The sequence below is a fragment of the Nonomuraea sp. NPDC052634 genome (assembly GCF_040678535.1).
GTDB lineage: Bacteria > Actinomycetota > Actinomycetes > Streptosporangiales > Streptosporangiaceae > Nonomuraea > Nonomuraea fastidiosa.
This window is the reverse complement of the sequence record NZ_JBFATY010000001.1, coordinates 2,642,210-2,661,526: the sequence shown is the minus strand read 5'-3', so window position 1 is coordinate 2,661,526 and position 19,317 is coordinate 2,642,210. Positions and strand designations below refer to the sequence as shown.

The 19,317-nt window shown below is 71.1% G+C and carries 19 protein-coding genes; 5 read left to right on the top strand and 14 right to left on the bottom strand.

Translation table 11 applies throughout. The annotated features are described in order from the left end of the window. The first annotated feature begins 13 nt into the window (after positions 1-13). Positions 14-730, top strand: a complete 717-nt coding sequence (locus tag AB0K67_RS11815) for a class I SAM-dependent methyltransferase (protein WP_364056894.1) — start codon at positions 14-16, stop codon at positions 728-730. A 71-nt stretch (positions 731-801) separates the two neighbouring features. On the opposite strand, the gene rocD is transcribed toward AB0K67_RS11815, so the two are convergent. From rocD to AB0K67_RS11800, 3 genes are all read right to left on the bottom strand, one after another. Continuing rightward, positions 802-2,019 carry an ornithine--oxo-acid transaminase gene (rocD, locus tag AB0K67_RS11810; protein ID WP_364056891.1) on the bottom strand — a complete coding sequence of 406 codons (1,218 nt, stop codon included), beginning with the start codon at positions 2,017-2,019 and terminating at the stop codon, positions 802-804. 1 nt (position 2,020) lies between these two features. After that, entirely contained in the window at positions 2,021-2,818 is a 798-nt protein-coding gene (gene ddaH / locus AB0K67_RS11805) for a dimethylargininase (RefSeq protein ID WP_364056888.1), read from the bottom strand. 126 nt (positions 2,819-2,944) lie between these two features. Next, complete coding sequence (locus AB0K67_RS11800; protein ID WP_364056885.1) at positions 2,945-3,430, bottom strand: Lrp/AsnC family transcriptional regulator; 486 nt, start codon at positions 3,428-3,430, stop codon at positions 2,945-2,947. 93 nt (positions 3,431-3,523) lie between these two features. Here AB0K67_RS11800 and AB0K67_RS11795 point away from each other — a divergent pair, with 93 nt between their 5' ends. Further along, positions 3,524-5,878, top strand: coding sequence for a GH1 family beta-glucosidase (locus AB0K67_RS11795; RefSeq protein WP_364056882.1), 2,355 nt, complete (start codon positions 3,524-3,526; stop codon positions 5,876-5,878). On the opposite strand, the gene AB0K67_RS11790 is transcribed toward AB0K67_RS11795, so the two are convergent. From AB0K67_RS11790 to AB0K67_RS11775, 4 genes are all read right to left on the bottom strand, one after another. After that, complete coding sequence (locus tag AB0K67_RS11790) at positions 5,875-6,816, bottom strand: 2-oxoglutarate and iron-dependent oxygenase domain-containing protein (protein WP_364056879.1); 942 nt, start codon at positions 6,814-6,816, stop codon at positions 5,875-5,877. The two genes, AB0K67_RS11795 and AB0K67_RS11790, sit on opposite strands and share 4 nt — an antisense overlap. 185 nt (positions 6,817-7,001) lie before the next feature. Further along, positions 7,002-8,384, bottom strand: coding sequence for a glycoside hydrolase family 16 protein (locus AB0K67_RS11785; RefSeq protein WP_364056876.1), 1,383 nt, complete (start codon positions 8,382-8,384; stop codon positions 7,002-7,004). Positions 8,385-8,622: 238 nt separating this feature from the next. Continuing rightward, on the bottom strand, positions 8,623-9,342 hold the full coding sequence (locus tag AB0K67_RS11780) for a DUF5941 domain-containing protein (RefSeq protein ID WP_364056873.1): 720 nt from the start codon (positions 9,340-9,342) through the stop codon (positions 8,623-8,625). Continuing rightward, the gene (locus tag AB0K67_RS11775; protein ID WP_364056870.1) at positions 9,339-10,898 is read right to left on the bottom strand and encodes a CDP-alcohol phosphatidyltransferase family protein; all 1,560 of its coding nucleotides are present in this window, start codon (positions 10,896-10,898) and stop codon (positions 9,339-9,341) included. Before AB0K67_RS11775 ends, AB0K67_RS11780 begins: the two co-directional genes overlap by 4 nt. A gap of 151 nt (positions 10,899-11,049) precedes the next feature. On the opposite strand from AB0K67_RS11775, the gene recO reads away from it, so the two are divergent. Then, positions 11,050-11,784 (top strand): DNA repair protein RecO, encoded by a 735-nt coding sequence (gene recO / locus AB0K67_RS11770; protein WP_364056867.1) that lies wholly within the window; start codon positions 11,050-11,052, stop codon positions 11,782-11,784. Next, positions 11,727-12,554, top strand: coding sequence for an isoprenyl transferase (locus AB0K67_RS11765; protein WP_364056864.1), 828 nt, complete (start codon positions 11,727-11,729; stop codon positions 12,552-12,554). The genes recO and AB0K67_RS11765 overlap by 58 nt, the downstream gene beginning before the upstream one ends. A 41-nt stretch (positions 12,555-12,595) precedes the next feature. Here the strand turns inward: AB0K67_RS11765 and AB0K67_RS11760 are convergent, their stop codons facing one another. The 3 genes from AB0K67_RS11760 to AB0K67_RS11750 all read right to left on the bottom strand — a co-directional run bounded on the left by AB0K67_RS11760 (position 12,596) and on the right by AB0K67_RS11750 (position 14,832). Further along, positions 12,596-13,129: a hypothetical protein gene (locus tag AB0K67_RS11760; protein WP_364056861.1), complete on the bottom strand. Its 534-nt coding sequence runs from the start codon at positions 13,127-13,129 to the stop codon at positions 12,596-12,598. Continuing rightward, positions 13,126-14,247, bottom strand: coding sequence for an XRE family transcriptional regulator (locus tag AB0K67_RS11755; protein ID WP_364056858.1), 1,122 nt, complete (start codon positions 14,245-14,247; stop codon positions 13,126-13,128). Before AB0K67_RS11755 ends, AB0K67_RS11760 begins: the two co-directional genes overlap by 4 nt. 66 nt (positions 14,248-14,313) lie before the next feature. Further along, positions 14,314-14,832 (bottom strand): CGNR zinc finger domain-containing protein, encoded by a 519-nt coding sequence (locus AB0K67_RS11750; protein ID WP_364056855.1) that lies wholly within the window; start codon positions 14,830-14,832, stop codon positions 14,314-14,316. Positions 14,833-14,954: 122 nt separating this feature from the next. Here AB0K67_RS11750 and AB0K67_RS11745 point away from each other — a divergent pair, with 122 nt between their 5' ends. Continuing rightward, on the top strand, positions 14,955-15,875 hold the full coding sequence (locus AB0K67_RS11745) for a DMT family transporter (RefSeq protein WP_364056852.1): 921 nt from the start codon (positions 14,955-14,957) through the stop codon (positions 15,873-15,875). Here the strand turns inward: AB0K67_RS11745 and AB0K67_RS11740 are convergent. From AB0K67_RS11740 to AB0K67_RS11725, 4 genes are read right to left on the bottom strand one after another with little or no spacing between them, the layout of a single operon-like run. Further along, positions 15,862-16,251 carry a transcriptional repressor gene (locus tag AB0K67_RS11740; protein WP_364056849.1) on the bottom strand — a complete coding sequence of 130 codons (390 nt, stop codon included), beginning with the start codon at positions 16,249-16,251 and terminating at the stop codon, positions 15,862-15,864. The two genes, AB0K67_RS11745 and AB0K67_RS11740, sit on opposite strands and share 14 nt — an antisense overlap. Next, on the bottom strand, positions 16,248-17,120 hold the full coding sequence (locus AB0K67_RS11735) for a metal ABC transporter permease (protein ID WP_364057545.1): 873 nt from the start codon (positions 17,118-17,120) through the stop codon (positions 16,248-16,250). Before AB0K67_RS11735 ends, AB0K67_RS11740 begins: the two co-directional genes overlap by 4 nt. Beyond that, entirely contained in the window at positions 17,120-17,899 is a 780-nt protein-coding gene (locus AB0K67_RS11730) for a metal ABC transporter ATP-binding protein (RefSeq protein WP_364056846.1), read from the bottom strand. The genes AB0K67_RS11735 and AB0K67_RS11730 overlap by 1 nt, the downstream gene beginning before the upstream one ends. Further along, positions 17,896-18,825: a metal ABC transporter substrate-binding protein gene (locus AB0K67_RS11725; RefSeq protein ID WP_364056843.1), complete on the bottom strand. Its 930-nt coding sequence runs from the start codon at positions 18,823-18,825 to the stop codon at positions 17,896-17,898. The genes AB0K67_RS11730 and AB0K67_RS11725 overlap by 4 nt, the downstream gene beginning before the upstream one ends. Positions 18,826-19,317 lie beyond the last annotated feature (492 nt).

The window sequence follows — 19,317 nt, the reverse complement described above, 5'->3', positions numbered from 1 at the left end:
TACGCTGACCGGCATGCTTGACGACCCTTGTGCCGCTGCCGTCCCCTTCTACGACCTTTTCCATGAGGACGGTCACGTGCCCGCGATCCGCGAGCTGCTGCCCCCGCTGCTCGCCGGAGTGCGGCGCGGCGTCATCGAGATCGGTGCGGGCACCGGCCTGATCACCGAGGTCATCGCCCGGGCCACGCCCGCCGAGATCCACGCCGTCGAGCCGTCGCCCGGCATGCGCTCGGTGCTGGTCAACCGGCTGGCCCGCGACCCCGAACTGCAGCGCAGGGTGACCGTGCTGCCGTGCGGAGGGCTGGAAGTGAAGGTGGACGAGCCCGCCGGCGCCGTCGTGATGATCTCGGTGCTGCAGAGCTTCACCGCCGACGAGCGGCCGCGCCTGTGGCGGGTGCTGGCCGGGCAGCTCGAACGCGACGGGCGGCTGCTCTTCAACTGGCGCGACAGGCGGCCGCCGGCGCCGGAGACCGAGCCAGGGGTGATGGGCACGTACCAGGTGGGGCGGCACACGTACGAGGTGGCCGGGCAGGTGCTCGACGTGACCGGCGAGAGCGTCACCTCGCGCTTCCTCTACCGCGTCAGGCACGGCGAGACGCTGCTCAGCGAGGACGAGGTGGTGAGCACCGCGCACTGGCCGCCGAGTACGGCGGTGGCGGCCGAGCTGAAGGAGGCCGGGTTCGTCCAGGACGACGCCCCCGACGGCATGCAGGTGTGGCGCGCCGCCTGAGACGGCAAGCCGGCGGGGCGCGCCGCCTGGAAACGGCGAAAGGGCCGGAGGCGTGACCTCCGGCCCTTAACTCATCTGCTCTGGAGCTCGTAGACCGCGTCGACGAGCTGGTCGACCGCCCAGTGCAGGTCGTCCTCCGTGACCACGATCGGCGGGGCGAGCCGGATCGTGGAACCGTGGGTGTCCTTGGCCAGCACGCCGCGCTTGAGCAGCGCCTTCGACACCTCGCGCCCGGTGCCGACGTCGGGGTGGATGTCCACGCCCGCCCACAGGCCGCGCCCGCGCACCTCGACGATGGAGCCGTGGCCCACCAGCTCGCGCAGCCGGCCGTGCAGCACCTCGCCCAGCTTGGCGGCCCTGGCCTGGAACTCGCCGGTGTTCAGGATCTCGATCACGGCGTTGGCGACCGCGCAGGCCAGCGGGTTGCCGCCGAACGTGGAGCCGTGCTGGCCCGGGTGGATGACGCCGAGCACGTCGCGGTCGGCGGCGATGGCCGACACCGGCACCACGCCGCCGCCGAGCGCCTTGCCCAGCACGTAGATGTCGGGCACGACGCCCTCGTGGTCGCAGGCGAACGTGTGGCCGGTGCGCCCGAGACCCGACTGAATCTCGTCGGCGATCAGCAGCACGCCCTCGGCCGAGCAGATCTCGCGCAGCTCGGTCAGGTAGCCGTCCGGCGGCACCAGCACCCCGGCCTCGCCCTGGATCGGCTCGACCAGCACGGCCACCGTCTCGGGGTCGATGGCCTGCCGCACGGCGTCGGCGGAGCCGTACGGGACGATCTTGAAGCCCGGCGTGTACGGGCCGAAGCCGTCGTGCGCCTCCGGATCGGTGGAGAAGCTGATGATCGTGGTGGTGCGGCCGTGGAAGTTGTTCTCCATCACGATGATGTTGGCCTTGCCGGGCTCGACGCCCTTGACGTCGTAGCCCCACTTCCTGGCCACCTTGATCGCCGTCTCGACGGCCTCGGCGCCGGTGTTCATGGGCAGGATCATGTCCTTGCCCGTGAGGTCGCCGAGCCCGGCGCAGAACTGCGCGAACTGGTCGTGGTAGAAGGCGCGGCTGGTCAGCGTGAGCCGGTCGAGCTGCTCACGCGCGGCCTCGATGATCTTCGGGTGGCGGTGGCCGAAGTTCAGCGAGGAATAGCCGGACAGGCAGTCGAGATAGCGCTTGCCCTCGACGTCGGTGACCCACGCGCCCTCGGCCTCGCGGATGACGACGGGCAGCGGATGGTAGTTATGCGCGCTGCGGCGCTCGCTCACTTCGATGAGCTCGGCGCTGGTGATCATGTCAGTTCTCCCCCCTGATCTCCAGTGTGCAGCACTTGGGACCCCCACCCGCCTTGCGCAGCTCCGACAGGTCGACGGGGATCACCTCGTACCCACGCCGCTTGAGCTCAAGCTGGAGATTGGTCGCCTCGGCGTTGATGACCACGTTCGTGCCGTCGCTCACCGCGTTCAGGCCGAGCACCGCGGCGTCCTCGGCGGTCGCGACCACCGCGTCGGGGAACATGCGGCGCAGCACCGCGAGGCTGCCGGGGGAGAACGCCTCGGGGTAGTACGCGACGTTGTGGCCGTCGAGCGGGAACAGCGCCGTGTCGAGGTGGTAGTAGCGCGGGTCCACCAGCGTCAGCGAGACGACCGGGCGGCCCAGGTACTCCTGCGCCTCCTGGTGGGCCACCACGTCCGTGCGGAAGCCGGTGCCCGCCAGGATGACCTCGTCGAGGGTGAGGAAGTCGCCCTCGCCCTCGTTGACGTGCGACGGCTCCATCGTCGGGTAGCCGCGCTCGGCGAACCAGCGCAGGTAGGCGGGCCCCTCGGCGGCGCGCTGCGGGTAGGCGAAACGGGCGCCGTAGACGCGGCCGCCCACGACGAGCGCGCCGTTCGCGGCGAAGACCATGTCGGGCAGGCCTTCGATCGGGTCGATCAGGCTCACCTGATGCCCGAGCTCCTCGTACGCCGACTTCAGGCCCTCCCACTGCCGGATCGCGCGCTCGCGGTCCGCGCCCGCCTCGGGATGCATCCACGGGTTGATGGCGTACTCGACCGTGAAATAGTCCGGACGGCACATGAGGAAGTGTTTGGGCATGCAGCACTCCATCGGCACTCTCAGCAGGGAAAACTCCACGAGCGGGAGCTGAGGACAGCCTAGGAATGCGTATTCGGGCAGGCCAAGGGCTTGACATTGCGCATCTGCGCAAGCCTGTTGCGTGTTTCAGCCGGTGATGGGGGATTCGTTGCGCGCCTCGTGGACCAGCGCGCCGGGCGGTGTGTCGATCAGCCGCGACAGCACGATGACGCTCTTGGTCCGCACCACGAACGACTCCGCCGCGATGCGCTCGATCACCCGTTCCACGTGCCGCACGTCCCTCGCCCTGATGTGCAGCAGCGCGTCGGCCTCGCCGGTGATCGTGGCCGCCGCCACCACCTCGGGGAACTTCGCCACCGCGAGCGCGATGTCCGACGGCTTGGTCTTGCCCTGGCAGAACAGCTCGACGTACGCCTCCGTCGTCCAGCCGAGCGCCTGCGGCGCCACCCGCGCGCTGAACCCGGTGATCGCCCCGACCTGCCGCAACCGGTCGACCCGGCGCTTGACCGCCGAGGCGCTCAGCCCGACCCGGTTGCCGATCTCGGCGTAGGTCTGGCGGGCGTCGTCCACGAGCGCCGCGATGATGTCACGATCGAGCCGGTCCAGTTCCACGCGCCCTGTATACCGCCTGGCCAGGCTGGCGCGCGACGAGGGGCGCGCGGGACACTGGGCCGGTTGATCGTTGACCGGAAGGTACCCGTACACATGAGCACCGCAAGCTTCCCCGAGGGCTTCGAGTGGGGAGTGTCGACTTCGGCCTTTCAGATCGAGGGGGCCACGAACATCGACGGCCGCGGACCGTCCATATGGGACACCTTCTCCGTCGACCGCGTGGAGACGTGCGACCACTACCACCGCTACCAGGAGGACGTCCGGTTGATGCGGGACCTGGGGCTGCGCGCCTACCGGTTCTCGGTCAGCTGGCCGCGCATCTTCCCCGGCGGCGGTGGCAAGCCCAACCCGGCGGGGCTCGACTTCTACGACCGGCTGGTGGACGAGCTGGTGGCCGCCGGCATCAGGCCGTACGCGACCCTCTACCACTGGGACCTGCCGCAGGCGCTCGAGGATCAGGGCGGCTGGCCGTCGCGCGACACGGCGCTGCGCTTCGCCGACTACGCCGCCGCCGTGCACGCGCGGCTCGGCGACCGGGTGCGCACCTGGTTCACGCTGAACGAGCCGTGGGTGGCGGCCTTTCTCGGCTACGGCGCGGGCATCCACGCGCCCGGCCGTACCTCCGCGGCCGAGGCGTTCAAGAGCGCCCACCACATGCTGCTCGGCCACGGCCTGGCCGTGCGGGCGCTGCGCGAGGCCGGCGCGGCCGAGACGGGCGTGGTGCTCAACCTCTCGCCCGTCGTGACGCCCGCCCAGGTGAGCGACCCCGGCCGCCGGGCTTCGGAGGAGGACGCGGTGGCCGTGGCCAGGATCGACACGCTGGTCAACCGGCAGTTCCTCGAGCCGATCCTGCGCGGGGCGTATCCGGAGGAGCTGCTGCCGGTCATCGAGCGGCACGGCGGCCTCGGCCACATCGAGGACGGCGACCTGGAGACGATCGGGCAGCCCATCGACCTGCTCGGCGTCAACTACTACACGCCGCTCGTGGTGCAGGCCCAGCCCAGCGAGCCCGCCGACCCCGCCTACCCGGGCAGCGAGGGCGTGCTGTTCTGCACGGTGCCCACCGCCGTCACCGCCATGGGCTGGCCCATCGTGCCCGGCTGCCTGTCGCGGCTCCTGCGCCGCCTCACCCGCGAGTACCCCGGTCAAGAGCTGATGATCACCGAGAACGGCGCGGACTTCGTCGACGTGGTCACCGGCGACGGCATCCACGACGTCGATCGCATCAGCTTCATCGAGGAGCACCTGCGCGCGCTGCGCGCCGCGATCGACGAGGGCGCCAACGTGCGCGGTTACCTCGCGTGGACGCTGCTCGACAACCTCGAATGGGTGGACGGCTACCAGCGCAAGTTCGGCCTCGTGCACGTCGACTTCGCCACCCAGCGGCGGCGGCTCAAGGACAGCGCCCTGTGGTACCGCGACGTCGTACGCCGCAACGGCCTGGCGCAGACCCGGCCCAAGCGGCCCACGCTGGAGACCGTGGCCGCCCGCGCCGGCGTCTCCCGCGCCACCGTCTCCCGCGTCGTCAACGGCGAGTCGTCGGTGAGCCCCGAGGTCAGGGCCGCCGTCATGCAGGCCGTCAACGAGCTCGGCTACGTGCCCAACCTGGCCGCCCGCAGCCTCGTCACCCGCAGGACCAACGCGATCGCGCTCGTGCTGTCGGTGCCCAGGCAGGGCGGCGGCGACGCGCTGACCGCCGCCGTCGTCCAGTACGTCACCAGCTTCCTCGAAGGCGCGGGCAAGCAGATCACGCTCATGCTCGCCGACACCGCCGAGAGCCACCGGCGCATCGTCGCCCACGTGGAGGCGCGGCTGGCCGACGGCGTGGTGCTGCTGCCGCCCGACCGGGCCGACACGCTGGCCGAGCGGCTGTCGCGGACCGGGGTGCCGGTCGTGCTGCTGGGCAAGCCGGAGATCGCCTCGCTGGTGCCGTACGTGGACGCCGACAACGCGGGCGGCGCGGCGGCGGCGACCGAGCACCTGCTGGAGCGCGGCCGGCGGCGCATCGGCATGGTGTGCGGGCCGATGGACCTGGTGTTCGTACAGGACCGGCTGGCCGGGCACCGGGCGGCGCTGCAGCGCGCCGGGCTGCAGCCGCACCTGGCGCCCGCCGAAGACCTCACCAGGGCCGCGGGCGCCGACGCCGTGCGGCGGCTGCTCGCCGACGACCCCGCGCTCGACGCCGTCTTCGCCGCCACCGACCAGCTCGCCATCGGCGCCATGCGGGCGCTGCGCGAGGCCGGGCGGCGGGTGCCCGACGACGTGGCGGTGGTCGGCTTCGACGACATCGACGCCGCCTCGGCCACCACGCCCGCGCTCACCACCGTGCGGGTGCCGGTCGCCGACCAGGCTCTGGCGCTGGCCCGGCTGCTGCTGTCGCGGCTGGAGGGCCGCCACACCACCTCGGTCGTGCTGCCCGCCCGGCTCGTGGAGCGCGAGTCGGCCTAGATCTGCTGCTCGAACAGCCGGGGGAAGACCTTCGACACCTTCGACAGCAGGTACTCGCCGTACGTGCCGGTGAAGTCCACCTGCCCGTCCCAGCGGCGGCCCGGCGCGTACGGCAGCGGCGGCACCTCGCTGTCCCACCCGGGGTCGAAGAAGAACGGGAAGCTGAGCCGCTCGTTGCCGCTGAGGTTGCGCACGCGGTGCGGCGTGGAGCGGTAGCGGCCGCCGGTGAGCTTGTCGAGCATGTCGCCGATGTTGCACACGAACGTGCCCTCCACCGGCGGCGCCTCCACCCAGCCGCCTCGCGTGTGCACCTGCAGGCCGCCGTTGGCGTCCTGGAGGAGGAGCGTGAGCAGGCCGTAGTCGGTGTGCTCGCCGACGCCCCACGTGTCGGGGTCGTCCGGCGGACCCGGCGGGTAGTGGAAGATCCGGAACAGGATGGTCGGGTCGGCCGTGTAGCCCGTACGGAAGTAGTCCTCGTCCAGCCCCAGGCTGAGCGCGATGCCCGCCATGACCGACTGCCCGACCTGCGTCATCCTGTCCAGGTATTCGAGCACCGCCTCGCGCAGTTCGGGCACCTGAGCGGGGAACAGGTTGGGTCCGTGCAGCGGGAGCGGGCCCGGCGGCTCCTCCGCGCCGAAGTAGATGCCCTCCTTCAGGTCGGGCCGGCCCGAGGTCAGCTCGCCGCCGACCGGGAAGAAGCCGCGCCAGGCCCGGCCGCCGCGCTCCATCGCGATCTCGTTCTTGACGTCCTCGGGGAGCTCGAAGAAGCGCCTGGCGGCGGCGTCGAGGCGGTCGATCAGCTCGGCGGGCACGCCGTGGCCGCGGATGTAGAAGAACCCGCTGTCGCGGCAGGCCGCGCCGATCTCCTCGGCCACGGCCTCCTTGCCCGGCCCGCCGGTGACGAGCGGCGACACATCGATGATCGGCAATTCGCTCACGGGGGCCATTGTTCCCCGATTCCGCCGGGGTCGCCCCCTTCAGACGGGCTTGGGCGGCGCTGTGAGGGGCTGTGGGGCTCCGAGAGGGCGGGCCGGGCGGAGAAGATCATCGCCTGGCGTCGCGCCCTCCTGAGCGCGGCACAGGGCCCGGCCGGAGGCGTACGGCCGGGCCCTTCCCGGTCAGGTCAGGACGTCGAGAACGTGAACCAGTTGACGTTGACGAAGTCCGCCGGCTGCCCGGAGGAGAACGTCAGGTACACCGTGTGCGTGCCGGTCACGCCCGAGATGTTGGCGGGCACCGTACGCCAGCTCTGCCAGCCGCCCGTGTTGGAGATCGCGAAGTCGCCGATCGGCGGAGCCGTCGGGCTGTCCAGCCGGACCTGCACGAGCCCGCTCACCCCGGCCGCCGCGCCCGAGGCCACCCGGGCCTTGAACTGGGTGGCGGGCGTCGAGCCGAAGTTCACGCCGTCGTAGCGCAGCCAGTCGCCGTTGGCGATGGCGCCGACGTTCTGGCCGCCGCCCGTGTCGGTGGTGGTCTCCACGATCGTGCCCGACTGGGCCGTGTAATGCTCGGCCTGGATGGTCGAGCGGGCGTCCACATCGCCGGGCGGGTCGGTCGGGTCAGTGCCGCCGCCGTCGCCGCTCTGCCAGACCGCCACGTAGTCGACCACCATCGGATGACCGGGCTCGGTGGCCGCGGTCGGGGTCTGGCCGCCGAGCGCGTTCGGGAAGGCACCGCCCATGGCCACGTTCAGCAGCAGGAAGTAGCCGGCGTGGCCGGTCATGTTGTTCCAGGTGGTGGCGTCGAAGCGGGACTGGCTCAGGCTGTGGAAGAGCTGGCCGTCCACGTACCAGCGGAGCTGGTTGGGCGAGACGCTGCGGTCCCACTCGAAGCGGTAGGTGTGGAAGGCCGACTGGCAGGTCGAGCCGGGGCAGGCGCGGCTGGCGCTCAGGCCGTTGGTCTCGTCGCACGGACCGCCGGGGTTGACGCCGCAGTGGAGCACGCCCCAGACGGTGTTGAGTCCGTTGACGTTCTCCATGATGTCGAACTCGCCGATGGCCGGCCAGTTCCAGTAGTTCCCCCGGTACGGCGAGCCGAGCGCCCAGAACGCGGGCCAGTAGCCGAGGGCGGCCTGGCCGGTGACGTTCGGCATCTGCAGGCGGCTCTCGATGCGCAGGATGCGGCCGTCGGCGGGCTTGAAGTCGGCCCGCCTGGTCTCGATGCGGGCCGAGGTCCACTCGCCTGAGGAGCTGCGCAGCGGCGTGATGCGCAGGTTGCCGGAGCCGTCGAGACTGAGGTTGGCGGTGCTGTCGGTGTAGCGCTGGATCTCGCCGGTGCCCCAGTTGGCGGGGCCGCCGGGGTAGGAGTGGCCGGTGTCGATGATCCAGTTGTCCGACGAGGGGAGGGTGCCGGCGGGGCCGTTGAAGTCGTCCGACCAGACCAGCGTCCAGCCCGACGGCGTGGAGGGAACGGAGGCCGAGGCGCTGCCGGCCGTCTGGACGAGCAGGCCGCCGAGCGCCGCGAGCGCCACGGCCACCGCGGCCAGGCGGCGTCTGTGCCTGTTCACACGGGTCATCATCGCTCCAGGGGGGTGCGGAGGGACGTGAGAGAGCGCTCTCTCATGCAGTGTGGACGCCGGACTTACCTGCTGTCAACATTCCGCACCGAGCCCTTGACAACGCTGTGAAGCCGAAGCTGGAGAGCGCTCTCTGGCTCAGCAAGAATGAAGAAACCGCGGCGCCGCACCCGCCGGGGGTGCGGCGCCGCGGCCCAGGAAAGAGCGCGAGACGGCGGGCGGCGACGGGTCAGCCCCGCTCCGCCTCTCCCGTGGCCCGCTCAAGGGCTTCTTCAGGGGATGCCTCCAGGTCCTGCTCTGCGTCGGCACTGGCCTGGGCGGACGCCTTGTCCAGGCGCACCCAGCTCGTCACGCTCTCCACCGCGAACAGCACGAACAAGTACGCCGTCAGCACCGCGAGCACCGGCGTCACCGCGCCGAACGCGGCGCCGAGACCGATGATCACCAGCCGCAGCTCCCAGCCGAGCCCCGCCCGGAAGACCCAGGCGGGCGGCCAGATGCTCTGGCGGGTGCGGTAGACGGTGTCGTAGGTGTGGTAGCCGATGACGTAGACCAGCACGAACAGCAGCCACTTCGGCGCGTCGGCGGTCAGGCCGATGGCGATGATGGTGAAGAACTCCGCGCCGCGCACCAGCGGCGGGGTCAGCCAGTCGAAGCGGCCCAGGTGGTCGCGCGACGCCGTGGGCAGCACGAGCACCAGCACGATCGCCACGGGCAGCAGCAGGATGGGACCCGGCTCGAGCAGCCCCGCGACCGTGACGGCGACCACGGCCAGCAGGGCTACGAGCGTGGCGGGCACAGGAGGCAGGCCGGCCCCGATCCTGCTGGACAGGGCGTAGGCGAGCGGGCCGTCGTCCCGGTAGGCGACGAGGCGGGCGGTCTGGATGCGGCGGCGCTCCTCGTCGGGATCCGGCGTGGGGGTGGCCATGGCCTGCGGGTGGGTGATCATACGAGCGACCTCATGAGGCGTCCGGTGAGGGTGTAGGCGGCGGCGACGCAACCCCAGACCACCAGCGTGATGAAGGTGATCCGGGCGTCGAAGAGGGCGGCGGTGATCGCGATGGCCGCGAAGCGCTCGCCGATGGGGAAGACGATCATCTTACGCGCCCAGTGGATGACTCGGTACTTGCCGGCCTTGGTCCACATCTTGAGCACGCCCCGGACACCCTGCTTCCGCTCCTCCCTGCGGAGGCTGAGCGCCTGCCGCAGCTCGCGGTCGTCGGGGGCGTCGAGGGGGATCGAGGGAAGCGGGGCCTTCGGCTTGCGGCGGCGGGCGGCGCCGAAGGAGAAGTCGAGCAGGTGGCGTACGGACTGCAGGGCGATCGCCGCGAGGGCCAGCACCCAGATCTCCTCGCCGTGGCCCGAGACCACGTAGCCGATGGCCAGGCCGGCGAACACCACGTACTCTTTGAACCGGTCGAACGTGGCGTCGAGCCACGCACCCAGCACGCCGAACTTGCGGGCGTACCGGGCGAGCTGGCCGTCGACGCAGTCGAAGACGAAGGCGAAGTAGATCAGCACGCCGCCCGCCACCATCCACGGCCGGTCGCCGGTCGCGAAACAGGCGGCGGCCGCCACGCCGAGCGAGATGGAGATCAGCGTGACCTGGTTGGGGGTCAGGCCGCGCCGGGCCGCCCAGCGGGCGATGTAGCGGGAGTAGGTGGAGACGAAGAACGTGGTGAAGAAGCCGTCGGCGCCCTTGACCGCGTTCTTCAGCCTGGAGCGGTCTTCGTCCATGCCGGCCATCTCGGCGGCGGCCTCGTTGGCCTCCTCCTGGGTGGTGATCCGGCGGTAGAACAGGTCGCGGCGGCCGCGGATGCCGACCGACACGCCGTTGCGCACGAGGCCGAAGACGATGAGCTGCACCAGGTCGTCGTCGTCACCGAACCGGTCGGCCATGGCGGCCAGCTCGCGGCAGGTCTGCGCGAGCACCGGCGCGTTGCGGGCGCTGATGTGCAGCGGGCCGAGCACCACGCCGTTGGGCCTGGTCACGGCATGGTTCGCGGTGCCGACCGAGACGATGCGCGACTTGCCGATGCGCACGCGCACCGGGAGCCCCTCGAGGCGGTTGTAGCCGATCTCCGGCTCCGCCTCGTCGATGGGGATGCGGTCTCCAGGGCCTTCTTCCTCGTGCTCGGACTCGGGCACCTCGAGCCCGACGTCCTGGCCGTTGTCCTCCGTCACCCTGATGCGCGGCTCTTTCGCGACGAGCGCCAGCGCACCGCGCTTGGACTTGGTGATCTGGTAGATCAGCTCGTCGTGGACGACCGAGTTCTCCGGGATGATGAAAAGGCTCTCCGTTGCTGACTCGGCGACGTCGGCCACGGCGCGCAGAGCGGCGGCCACATCGCCCGTTGGGACCTTCGCGTAACGCGGGTCCATCGATGTGAGCTGGCCGTGCAGGCGCTCGGAGACGGTCGGATTACCGGGCAGCGCGGCCAGCCTCAGGCCGGTCGGAGAGATGTCGGGGCCGGGCGATGCGCCCAGCAGGACCACGCGGGTCATGACTCCCTTTCGAGGCGGTAGCGGGGGGTTGAACAACGGGTAATGCGGGGACAGGCGTCAAAGTCTAGTGAGAGTGACGCAAAGTCGCGTCACCAGAGCATGACCGTAACGTCTCGTCCGTCGGTATACAGGTCGGCCGTAAGATGTGCGAGTGAGTCTCTACCGTGACGAAGGCGTGGTTCTGCGCACTCAGAAGCTCGGTGAGGCCGACCGCATCGTCACCATCCTGGCCAAGCGCACCGGCAAGATCCGCGCGGTGGCCAAGGGGGTCCGTCGCACGACCTCACGCTTCGGAGCGCGGCTGGAGCCGTTCACGCACGTCGACCTGCAGCTTCACACCGGCCGCACGCTCGACGTCGTCACCCAGGCCGAGACGATCAGACCTTACGGAGAGGCGCTGGCCGCCGACTATCCCCGCTACACCGCCGGCAGCGCGATGCTGGAGACCGCCGACCGGCTGACGCACGGGGAGAAGGAGCCGGCGCTGCGGCAGTTCCTGCTGCTCGTGGGCGGGCTGCGCACCCTCGCCGACCGCGGGCACGAGGCCCGGCTGGTGCTCGACGCTTACTTCCTGCGCTCCCTGGCCGTGGCCGGCTACGCGCCCGCGCTCGACGCGTGTGCCAAATGCCAGGCGCCGGCGATCAGGGCGTTCGCCATCGTCGCAGGTGGCGTGGTGTGCGGGGCGTGCAAGCCGGCCGGCGCGGCGGTGCCCGCGAGCGAGACGATCGGCCTCATGTCGGCGCTGCTGCGCGGCGACTGGGCCACCGCCGACGCATCGGAGCCGCGCCATCGCAGCGAGTGCAGCGGCCTGGTCGCCGCATATCTGCAATGGCACCTCGAACACGGAATACGCTCTCTCCGACACGTCGAAAGGGAGCCTGCGTGAACGTACGACCACCGTCCCCGCACCCGTCGGGGGCGACGCCGCCGCCCATCCCGCGAGAGCTGGTGCCCCAGCACGTCGCCATCGTCATGGACGGCAACGGCCGCTGGGCCAAGGCCCGCGGCCTGCCCCGCACCGAGGGCCACAAGGCGGGCGAATCCTCGCTCTTCGACGTCATCGAAGGCGCCCTTGAGCTGGGCATCCCTTACCTGAGCGCGTACGCCTTCTCCACCGAGAACTGGAAGCGCTCGCCCGACGAGGTCCGCTTCCTCATGGGCTTCAACCGCGACGTCATCAGGCGGCGGCGCGACGAGCTGCACGCCATGGGCGTACGCGTGCGGTGGGCCGGTCGCCCCGGGCGGCTGTGGAAGAGCGTCATCTCCGAGCTGCAGACCGCCGAGGAGATGACGAAGGACAACTCCCAGCTCACATTGCAATTCTGTGTCAATTACGGCGGGCAGGCCGAGATCGTCGACGCCGCGCTCAAGCTCGCCCAGGACATCGCCGCCGGCCGGGTCAAGCCGCAGCGGGTCAACGAGAAGGTCTTCGCCCGCTACCTCGACGAGCCCGAGATCCCGCCGGTCGACCTTTTCCTGCGCTCGTCGGGCGAGCAGCGCATCTCCAACTTCCTGCTCTGGCAGTCGGCGTACGCCGAGATGGTCTTCCTCGACCGGCTCTGGCCCGACTTCGACCGGCGCGACCTGTGGGAGGCCTGCGAGATCTTCGCCAAGCGCGACCGCCGCTACGGCGGCGCCGTGCCCAACCCGGTCTGAGACCCGCCTGCGGGGGCGGCGTCTTGCCGCCCTCCCGTCGCTCACAGATGCGCCTGGTGCGGCGGCACGCGAAGCTTCCTTCCCCGGGCTCGCATGAGGCAGAGAAGCTCATAGCCGTCGCTCCGGGTGCAGCAGCCGTCGCTGATCCCCTCGCTGATCAGGTCGGCCGTGTCCCGCGCGGTGATCCCGACGCGCCGGGCGTAGTCGAGAGCGTCGCGGTCGTCGGTGATCCAGCAGGAGCCGGCGTACTCCTTCCAGTTGCGGATGACGTGGCACGTCTGGGCTTCCCCGAGATGCTTCAGCGGTTCGCTGCCAGAGCCGCCGAATACGGCGCGCCGGATGCGCTCCACCTGGTCGGCCTCCTGGGGATCGTCGATCTCGATGGGAGCGCCGAGCCAGCCTTCGGCCGGCAGCTTTTCCAGAGCGGGGTAGAAGCGGGCGGAGCGCTCTGCCTCGTAGGCGATCGCCTCCGTCCAGCGGCCGCGGCCGCGGAGGATGCGCTGGAGGAGCGGCAGGCCGTCCACCGAGGCGAAGTTGCACAGCACCGTGTTGTCGGGGAACCAGTACCAGGTCATGGCTGGAGTGGGGAGCCCTCTGCCATGCCGGTGATGGCCTGCCGCAACGTGTCGGTGTCGGAGCCGATCAGGTTGGCGAAGGGACGCAGCGTCGCCTTGCCCTCGGCGTAGGCCTGGAACGTCGTGCGGACGAGTGGCCCCGGCAGCCGTGGCCGCGAGGCGAGCTGGATCCACTCGCCGAGGGCCTCGACAGCGCCGGCCTTCCACGCCGCGTCCCAGGCGGTCAGGGCCCGCAACGAGTCACATTGGCTCTTGTCGATGAGCTGGAGGTTGAACAGCTGCCACGCGAGGGTGCTGGGCGAGACCCACAGCTCGCAGGCCAGCCGGGCGAGCTCGTCCACCGGCCTGCTCGTCCGCCGGACCCTGTCGTGCAGCATCTCGGCCGGCAGGAGCAGCTCGGCGGCGAAGGCGTTCGCCCGTCTCTCGGAGGGTTCGCGCCGGTGGTCGGCGGCGTGGATGTCGACGTCGAGATGGAGCCCTTGATCGTCGCCCGCGAGGAGATGGCCGAGCTCGTGGGCGATGGTGAAGCGCTGCCGGGCCGGCACCTCAGACGTGGCCACCACCATGAGCGCGGTGTTGGCGTCGGACCAGGACAGCCCGTCGAAGCCAGGGGCCAGCCGGTGAACGCGGACGTCAACGCCGAAGGCGGCCTCGACCGCGCCGGCGAGATCCTGGCATCGCCACAGCTCGTAGCCTTTGGCCGCGGCAAGCGCCGTGGCCTGGGTGGCGAGATCACGGCCCTGGCGTACAGACGGCCGCGACAAGCCGCCCGTCTCGAACCGCGGGATTTCCTGCCGGTATCCGAGGAAGGCGAGGTCGGCACGGAGCTGCGCCAGGCGCTCAGCCTCCTTGACGGCTGCGTCGGCCGATGTGGGCCGGTCTGTCGCGGCGCGGGCCGAGGTGGCGGGGGTGGGCTCGGACATGCCGAGCAGCCAGTCGACCGACACGCCGCACAGGTCGGCGATCCTCGCGAGGTCGAGCGAGGTGAATCTGCGAACGCCCGACAGCGACTTGGACATCTTCGGAGCGTCCAGTCCCGCCTTCGCCGCGAACTCGGCCTGAGTGAGGCCGCTCTGCTCGATCAGCTGGCGGACGCGTGCTGCGGTTTCCCCGGCCATGCGAGCAGCCTATGCAGCCGTTGCGAAAATCGCAACGGCGACGTCGTGCGCATGGTCGAGCGGGGCTCAGGCGCGGCGGCGGGCGCGGTAGGCGGCCACGTGCATCCGGTTGCCGCAGGTGCGGCTGTCGCAGTAGACGCGTGAGCGATTGCGCGACTCGTCCACGAAGACGCGGTCGCAGTCGGGGGCGGCGCAGGTGCGCAGGCGTTCGGCCTCGCCCTCGACGAGCAGGTGCGCCAGCGCGACGCCGCAGTCGGCGGCCAGGTGCTCGGCCAGGCCGGCGTCGACGGCGTGATAGTGGACGTGCAGGGGGTGGCCGTCGTGCTCGGTCAGGCGCGGCGTGATGCGGGTCTCGGAGAGCAACGCGTTGAGCGTCTGCACGGCCGTGGGCTGGTCGGGGGCGGTGAAGACGCGGTGGAACACCTCGCGCAGCGAGCGGACCTGGCTGAGGTCCTTGTGGGTGATCCGGTCTATGCCGCTGATCTCGCGCGCCTCCACGAGCTTTTGCAGGTCGCTCAAGTCGGCCAGTCCTTCCTCGCCGCCGGTGGCGGGCGAGGTGTTGACCAGCTCGACAACGGTGGCCAATGCATGCAGCATGTCATGGCCAAACGGCATGTTGACTCCTGTCCGCGCCGGGTTCTAGCGTGGTCGCAGCGTATCTCCTATACGGGACTGCGGGGGTTTCGGTGAGCGCACATCGCCGTATCGTGCTGATCGCGATCGCCGGAGCGCTCATCATCTCCACCTCGGCCCCCTTGGTCCGGCTTTCTGAGGTCTCGCCCGCCACCTCGGCGTTATTCCGTTGTGCGTACGCCGTACCTCCCATGCTGCTCCTCGCCTGGCGTGAACGGCGCAGGCTGGGGCCGCTGCCGCGCAGGGCGCTGCCCGCGGCCTGGGCGGCGGGCGTGGCGTTCGCGTTCGACCTGCTGTTCTGGCACCACGCGATCGATTACGTGGGCGCGGGCCTGGCGACCGTGCTGGGGAACCTTCAGGTGTTCCTCGTGGCGTTCGCGGCGTGGGGATTCTTCGGCGAGCGGCCGTCCACCCGGCTCATGGTCGGCACGCCGGTCGTCTTCGCCGGGGTGGTGCTCATCTCCGGGGTGCTCGACAGCGCCGCCTACGGCAGCGACCCGCTCATGGGCGTGCTCGCGGGGCTTGCGACGTCGGTGTCGTACGCCGTCTTCCTGCTGCTGATGAAGAGCGCCGGGCCCGAGCGGGCGGCCGGGCCGCTGGCGCACGCGACCGTGGTGGCCACGATCGGCATCGCGGTGCTCAGCCCGGTGTTCGGCGGCGCCGATCCGGTGCCCACCTGGCCGGGGCACGGGTGGCTGCTGCTGCTCGCGCTGGGGCCGCAGGTGCTGGGCTGGTCGCTGATCACGTACTCGCTGCCGCGCCAGCCCGCCGCGCTGACCGCGCTGCTGCTGCTCGTCCAGCCCATGACGACGGTGGCGATCGGCGCGCTCGCGCTGGGCGAGCGCCCGTCGGCGCTACAGCTCGCCGGATGCGCGGTGATCGTTCTAGGAGTCCTGTACGGCTCCCGCGGCGGCCCGCCCCAGGAGACGCGTGAAGGGACGCAGGAGCACGTGGAGGAGGCCGGGACCGGCGGGGCGCCGGTCAGCCCGTCTTGACCTCCGCCGAGCAGGTCGAGCAGGTGCCGAAGACCTCGACCGTGTGCGTGACCTCGGTGAAGCCGTGCTCGCTGCCCACCATCTCGGCCCACCGCTCGACGGCGGGACCGGCCACCTCGACCGTGTGGCCGCAGCGGCGGCACACCAGATGGTGGTGGTGGGTGTCGGTGGCGCAGGCGCGGTAGACGGACTCGCCGTCGTCGTTGCGCAGCACGTCGACCTTGCCGCCGTCGGCCAGAGCCTGGAGCGCACGGTAGACGGTGGTCAGCCCGATCTTGGCGCCGTGCAGGCGCATCTCGGCATAGACGTCCTGCGCGCTGCGGAACCCCTCGCTCTTGCGCAGGGTGTCATGCACGGCATCGCGTCTCGTCGTCATGCGACCTCCTCGATGCGCAGCTTTGGCCGCTCGCTCACTGTCGACTCCTGGGTACGCCCTCGACGTACGAATTTACCGACCCCGAGCGCCAGGACGAAGCCGGCGAGCGCAAGAAGCACGATCGCGGCCCCCGGCGGCACCTTCGCCGAGTAGGTGGAGGCGAGCAGGCCGCCCACGGAGGCGAGCACCCCGAACAGCATGGCCAGCCCCATCGTGCTGCGGAATCCGCGGGTGAGCTGCTGGCTGGTCGCCACGGGGATCACCATGAGGGCGCTGACGAGCAGCAGCCCGACCACGCGCATGGCGATGACCACGGTGAGCGCGGCGGTGACGGCGATGAGCATGCTGAGGAACCGCACGGGCAGGCCGCTCGCCTTGGCCATCTCCTCGTCCTGGCAGAGCACGAACAGCTCCCTGCCGAAGATCGCCACGACCGCCAGCACGGCGGCGGCGAGCGCGCCTACGACCCAGATGTCCTCCACGGTGACGCTCGCGATGGCGCCGAACAGGTAGGAGTTGAGCTTGGCGTTGCTGCCGCCGGGCGCGATGGCCATGAGCATGACGCCGCCCGCGATGCCGCCGTAGAACATCAGCGCGAGCGCCACGTCGCCGCTGGTGCGGCCGCGCGCCCTGACCAGCTCGATGGCGACGGCCCCGGCGATCGACACGATGACGGCGGTGAGCACGGGCGCGCTGCCGGTCAGGAAGCCCAGCGCGACGCCGGTCAGCGCGATGTGGCCGACGCCGTCGCCGAGCAGCGCCAGCCGGCGCTGCACGATGAACGTGCCCACGGCGGGCGCGCACAGCCCCACCAGCAGCGCCGCGATGAGCGCGAGCTGGAAGAGCCGCTCCTGCAGAAGTTCGAAGATCACCTTGGTTCCCCTTGCCACCCGGTCAGCGGGCCGCCCGCGGGTTCGGCGGCGTGCGGGTGCTGGTGCTCGTGTCCGGGGCGCGCGCAGTCGCCCTCGGGGCGCGGCGGCGGGCCGTCGTGGGCGACCCGGCCGTCGCGGATCACCACGCCGCGCGTGATGATCGGCTCGAGCGGGCCCAGCTCGTGGGCCACCAGGACGACCGTCTTGCCGCCGCGTACCAGCCCGGCCAGGGTGTCGGCGAGCAGCTGCTGCGTCTCGGCGTCCACGCCTGCGGTGGGCTCGTCCATCACGTACGTGTCGGGCTCCCCGGCCAGCGCGCGGGCGATGAGCACCCGCTGCTGCTGCCCGCCCGACAGCGACTGGACGGGGTCGCCCGCCCGGTCGGTCAGGCGCACCGACTCCAGGGCGCTCGCCACGGCCTCCTTGTCGGCCGCGCTGGTCCTGCGCAGCCGGCGCTGCCTGGCGATGCGGCCCGAGGCGACCACCTCGCGTACGGTCGCGGGCACGCCCCCGCCCACCTGGAGGCGCTGCGGCACGTAGCCGATGCGCCACCAGTCACGGAACCTGGCCGGCGGGGTGCCGTACATCAGCGTCGTGCCGCCGGTCAGCGGCGTCAGGCCGAGCAGCGCGCGGACCAGCGTCGACTTGCCCGAGCCGTTGGCGCCCAGCAGGGCCACGACCTCCCCGGGACGGACGGTCAGGTCGATCCCGCGAAGGACGGGCTTGCCATCGTAGGAGACCCGGCCGTCGGTCATCGCGAAGGCCGTTTCGCTCATGACGTACACCCCAGTGCTGTTTGTAGGGTTTTGAGGTTATCGCGCATGGCCGAGACGTAGTCGCCCGAGGGCTTGCTCTCCAGCGGGTCGAGCACCGCCGTCTTCGCGCCGACCTCGTCGGCCAGCACTTCGGCCACCTTCGGGCTGACCAGGGACTCGGTGAAGATCGTGGTGACGCCCTCGGCCTTGGCCAGCTTGCCGACCTCCGACAGCCGGGTGGGAGAGGGCTCGGTCTCCGGGTCGAGCGTGATGCCGACCTGCTTGAGGTGATAGCGGTCGGCGAGGTAGCCGAACGCCTCGTGCGCGGTCACCAGCGTCTTGGTCGTGCACGTGGCGAGGCCCTTGGCGAACTCCTGGTCGAGGGCGTTCAGTGCGGCGGCGGTCTTGGCGGCCCGGTCCTTATAGCCCTGGGCGTGCGCGGGGTCGGCCGTGGCCAGGCGCTCGCCGAGCTTGGTGGCGACCGTGGCCAGGCGGGCCGGGTCGAGCCAGATGTGCGGGTCGTACGCGACCTCGTGCTCGTGCTCCTCCTCCGAGTGGCCGTCCTCCTCGGAGTGCTCACCCGCGGGGATCGTGGAGACGGCGGTGGCGGCGTCGAAGCTCGTCTCGGGGTCCACCGCGTCGTCCACGGCCGGCTGGATGCCCTTGACGTAGACGGTGAGCGCGGCGTTCTTGATCTGGGTGACCTGGGGGATGCCCAGCTCGAGGTCGTGCGGCTCGACGCCGGGCGCGGTCAGCACGCTCACCTGCGCGTCGGACCCTCCCACCTGCTCGCTCAGCCACTGCAGCGGATAGAAGGCGGCGACCACTTCGGTCTTGCCGCTCCCGGAGCCGGTCTCGGCGGTGCCGGAACCGCAGGCAGTGGTGGTGAGCAGCGCGGACGCGGCCAGCAGGCCGACAGCCCACGACCGGGAAAATCCTGACATCATGGGAGTCAGTATTGCCAAAATGAAAATGATTGTCAAAGTCTCCTGAGTCGGGGCGCTCGGTGACCAGCGACGTCAACCACCCCAACCCCGCCCTCATTCCCCTGGTGCCGGGGTTCGGGGGTTGGGGCGGGGTGCGCGAGGGCGAGGCCGCGACGTCGGTTGGCGCGGTCGGCGCACCTGCCCGCTGCCCGGTGTGCGGTCCATGGGCGAGGGGATGGCCAGGGGCGAGGGGAGTGCGGCGATCAGACCCGCGAGGGAGCCGCCGCCGTCCGGAGGAGCGGCGGGAGCGTAGCGACCAGAGCGGGGGAGGACGGTGGCGTCAAGAGCGACCGAGCGCGCCTCGCGGAGCGAGGCAATCAGACCCGCGAGGGAGCCGCCGCCGTCCGGAGGAGCGGCGGGAGCGTAGCGAGCAGAGCGGGGGAGGACGGTGGCGTCAAGAGCGAGCGAGCCGCCGCACGGAGTGCGGCAAATCAGACCCGCGAGGGAGCCGCC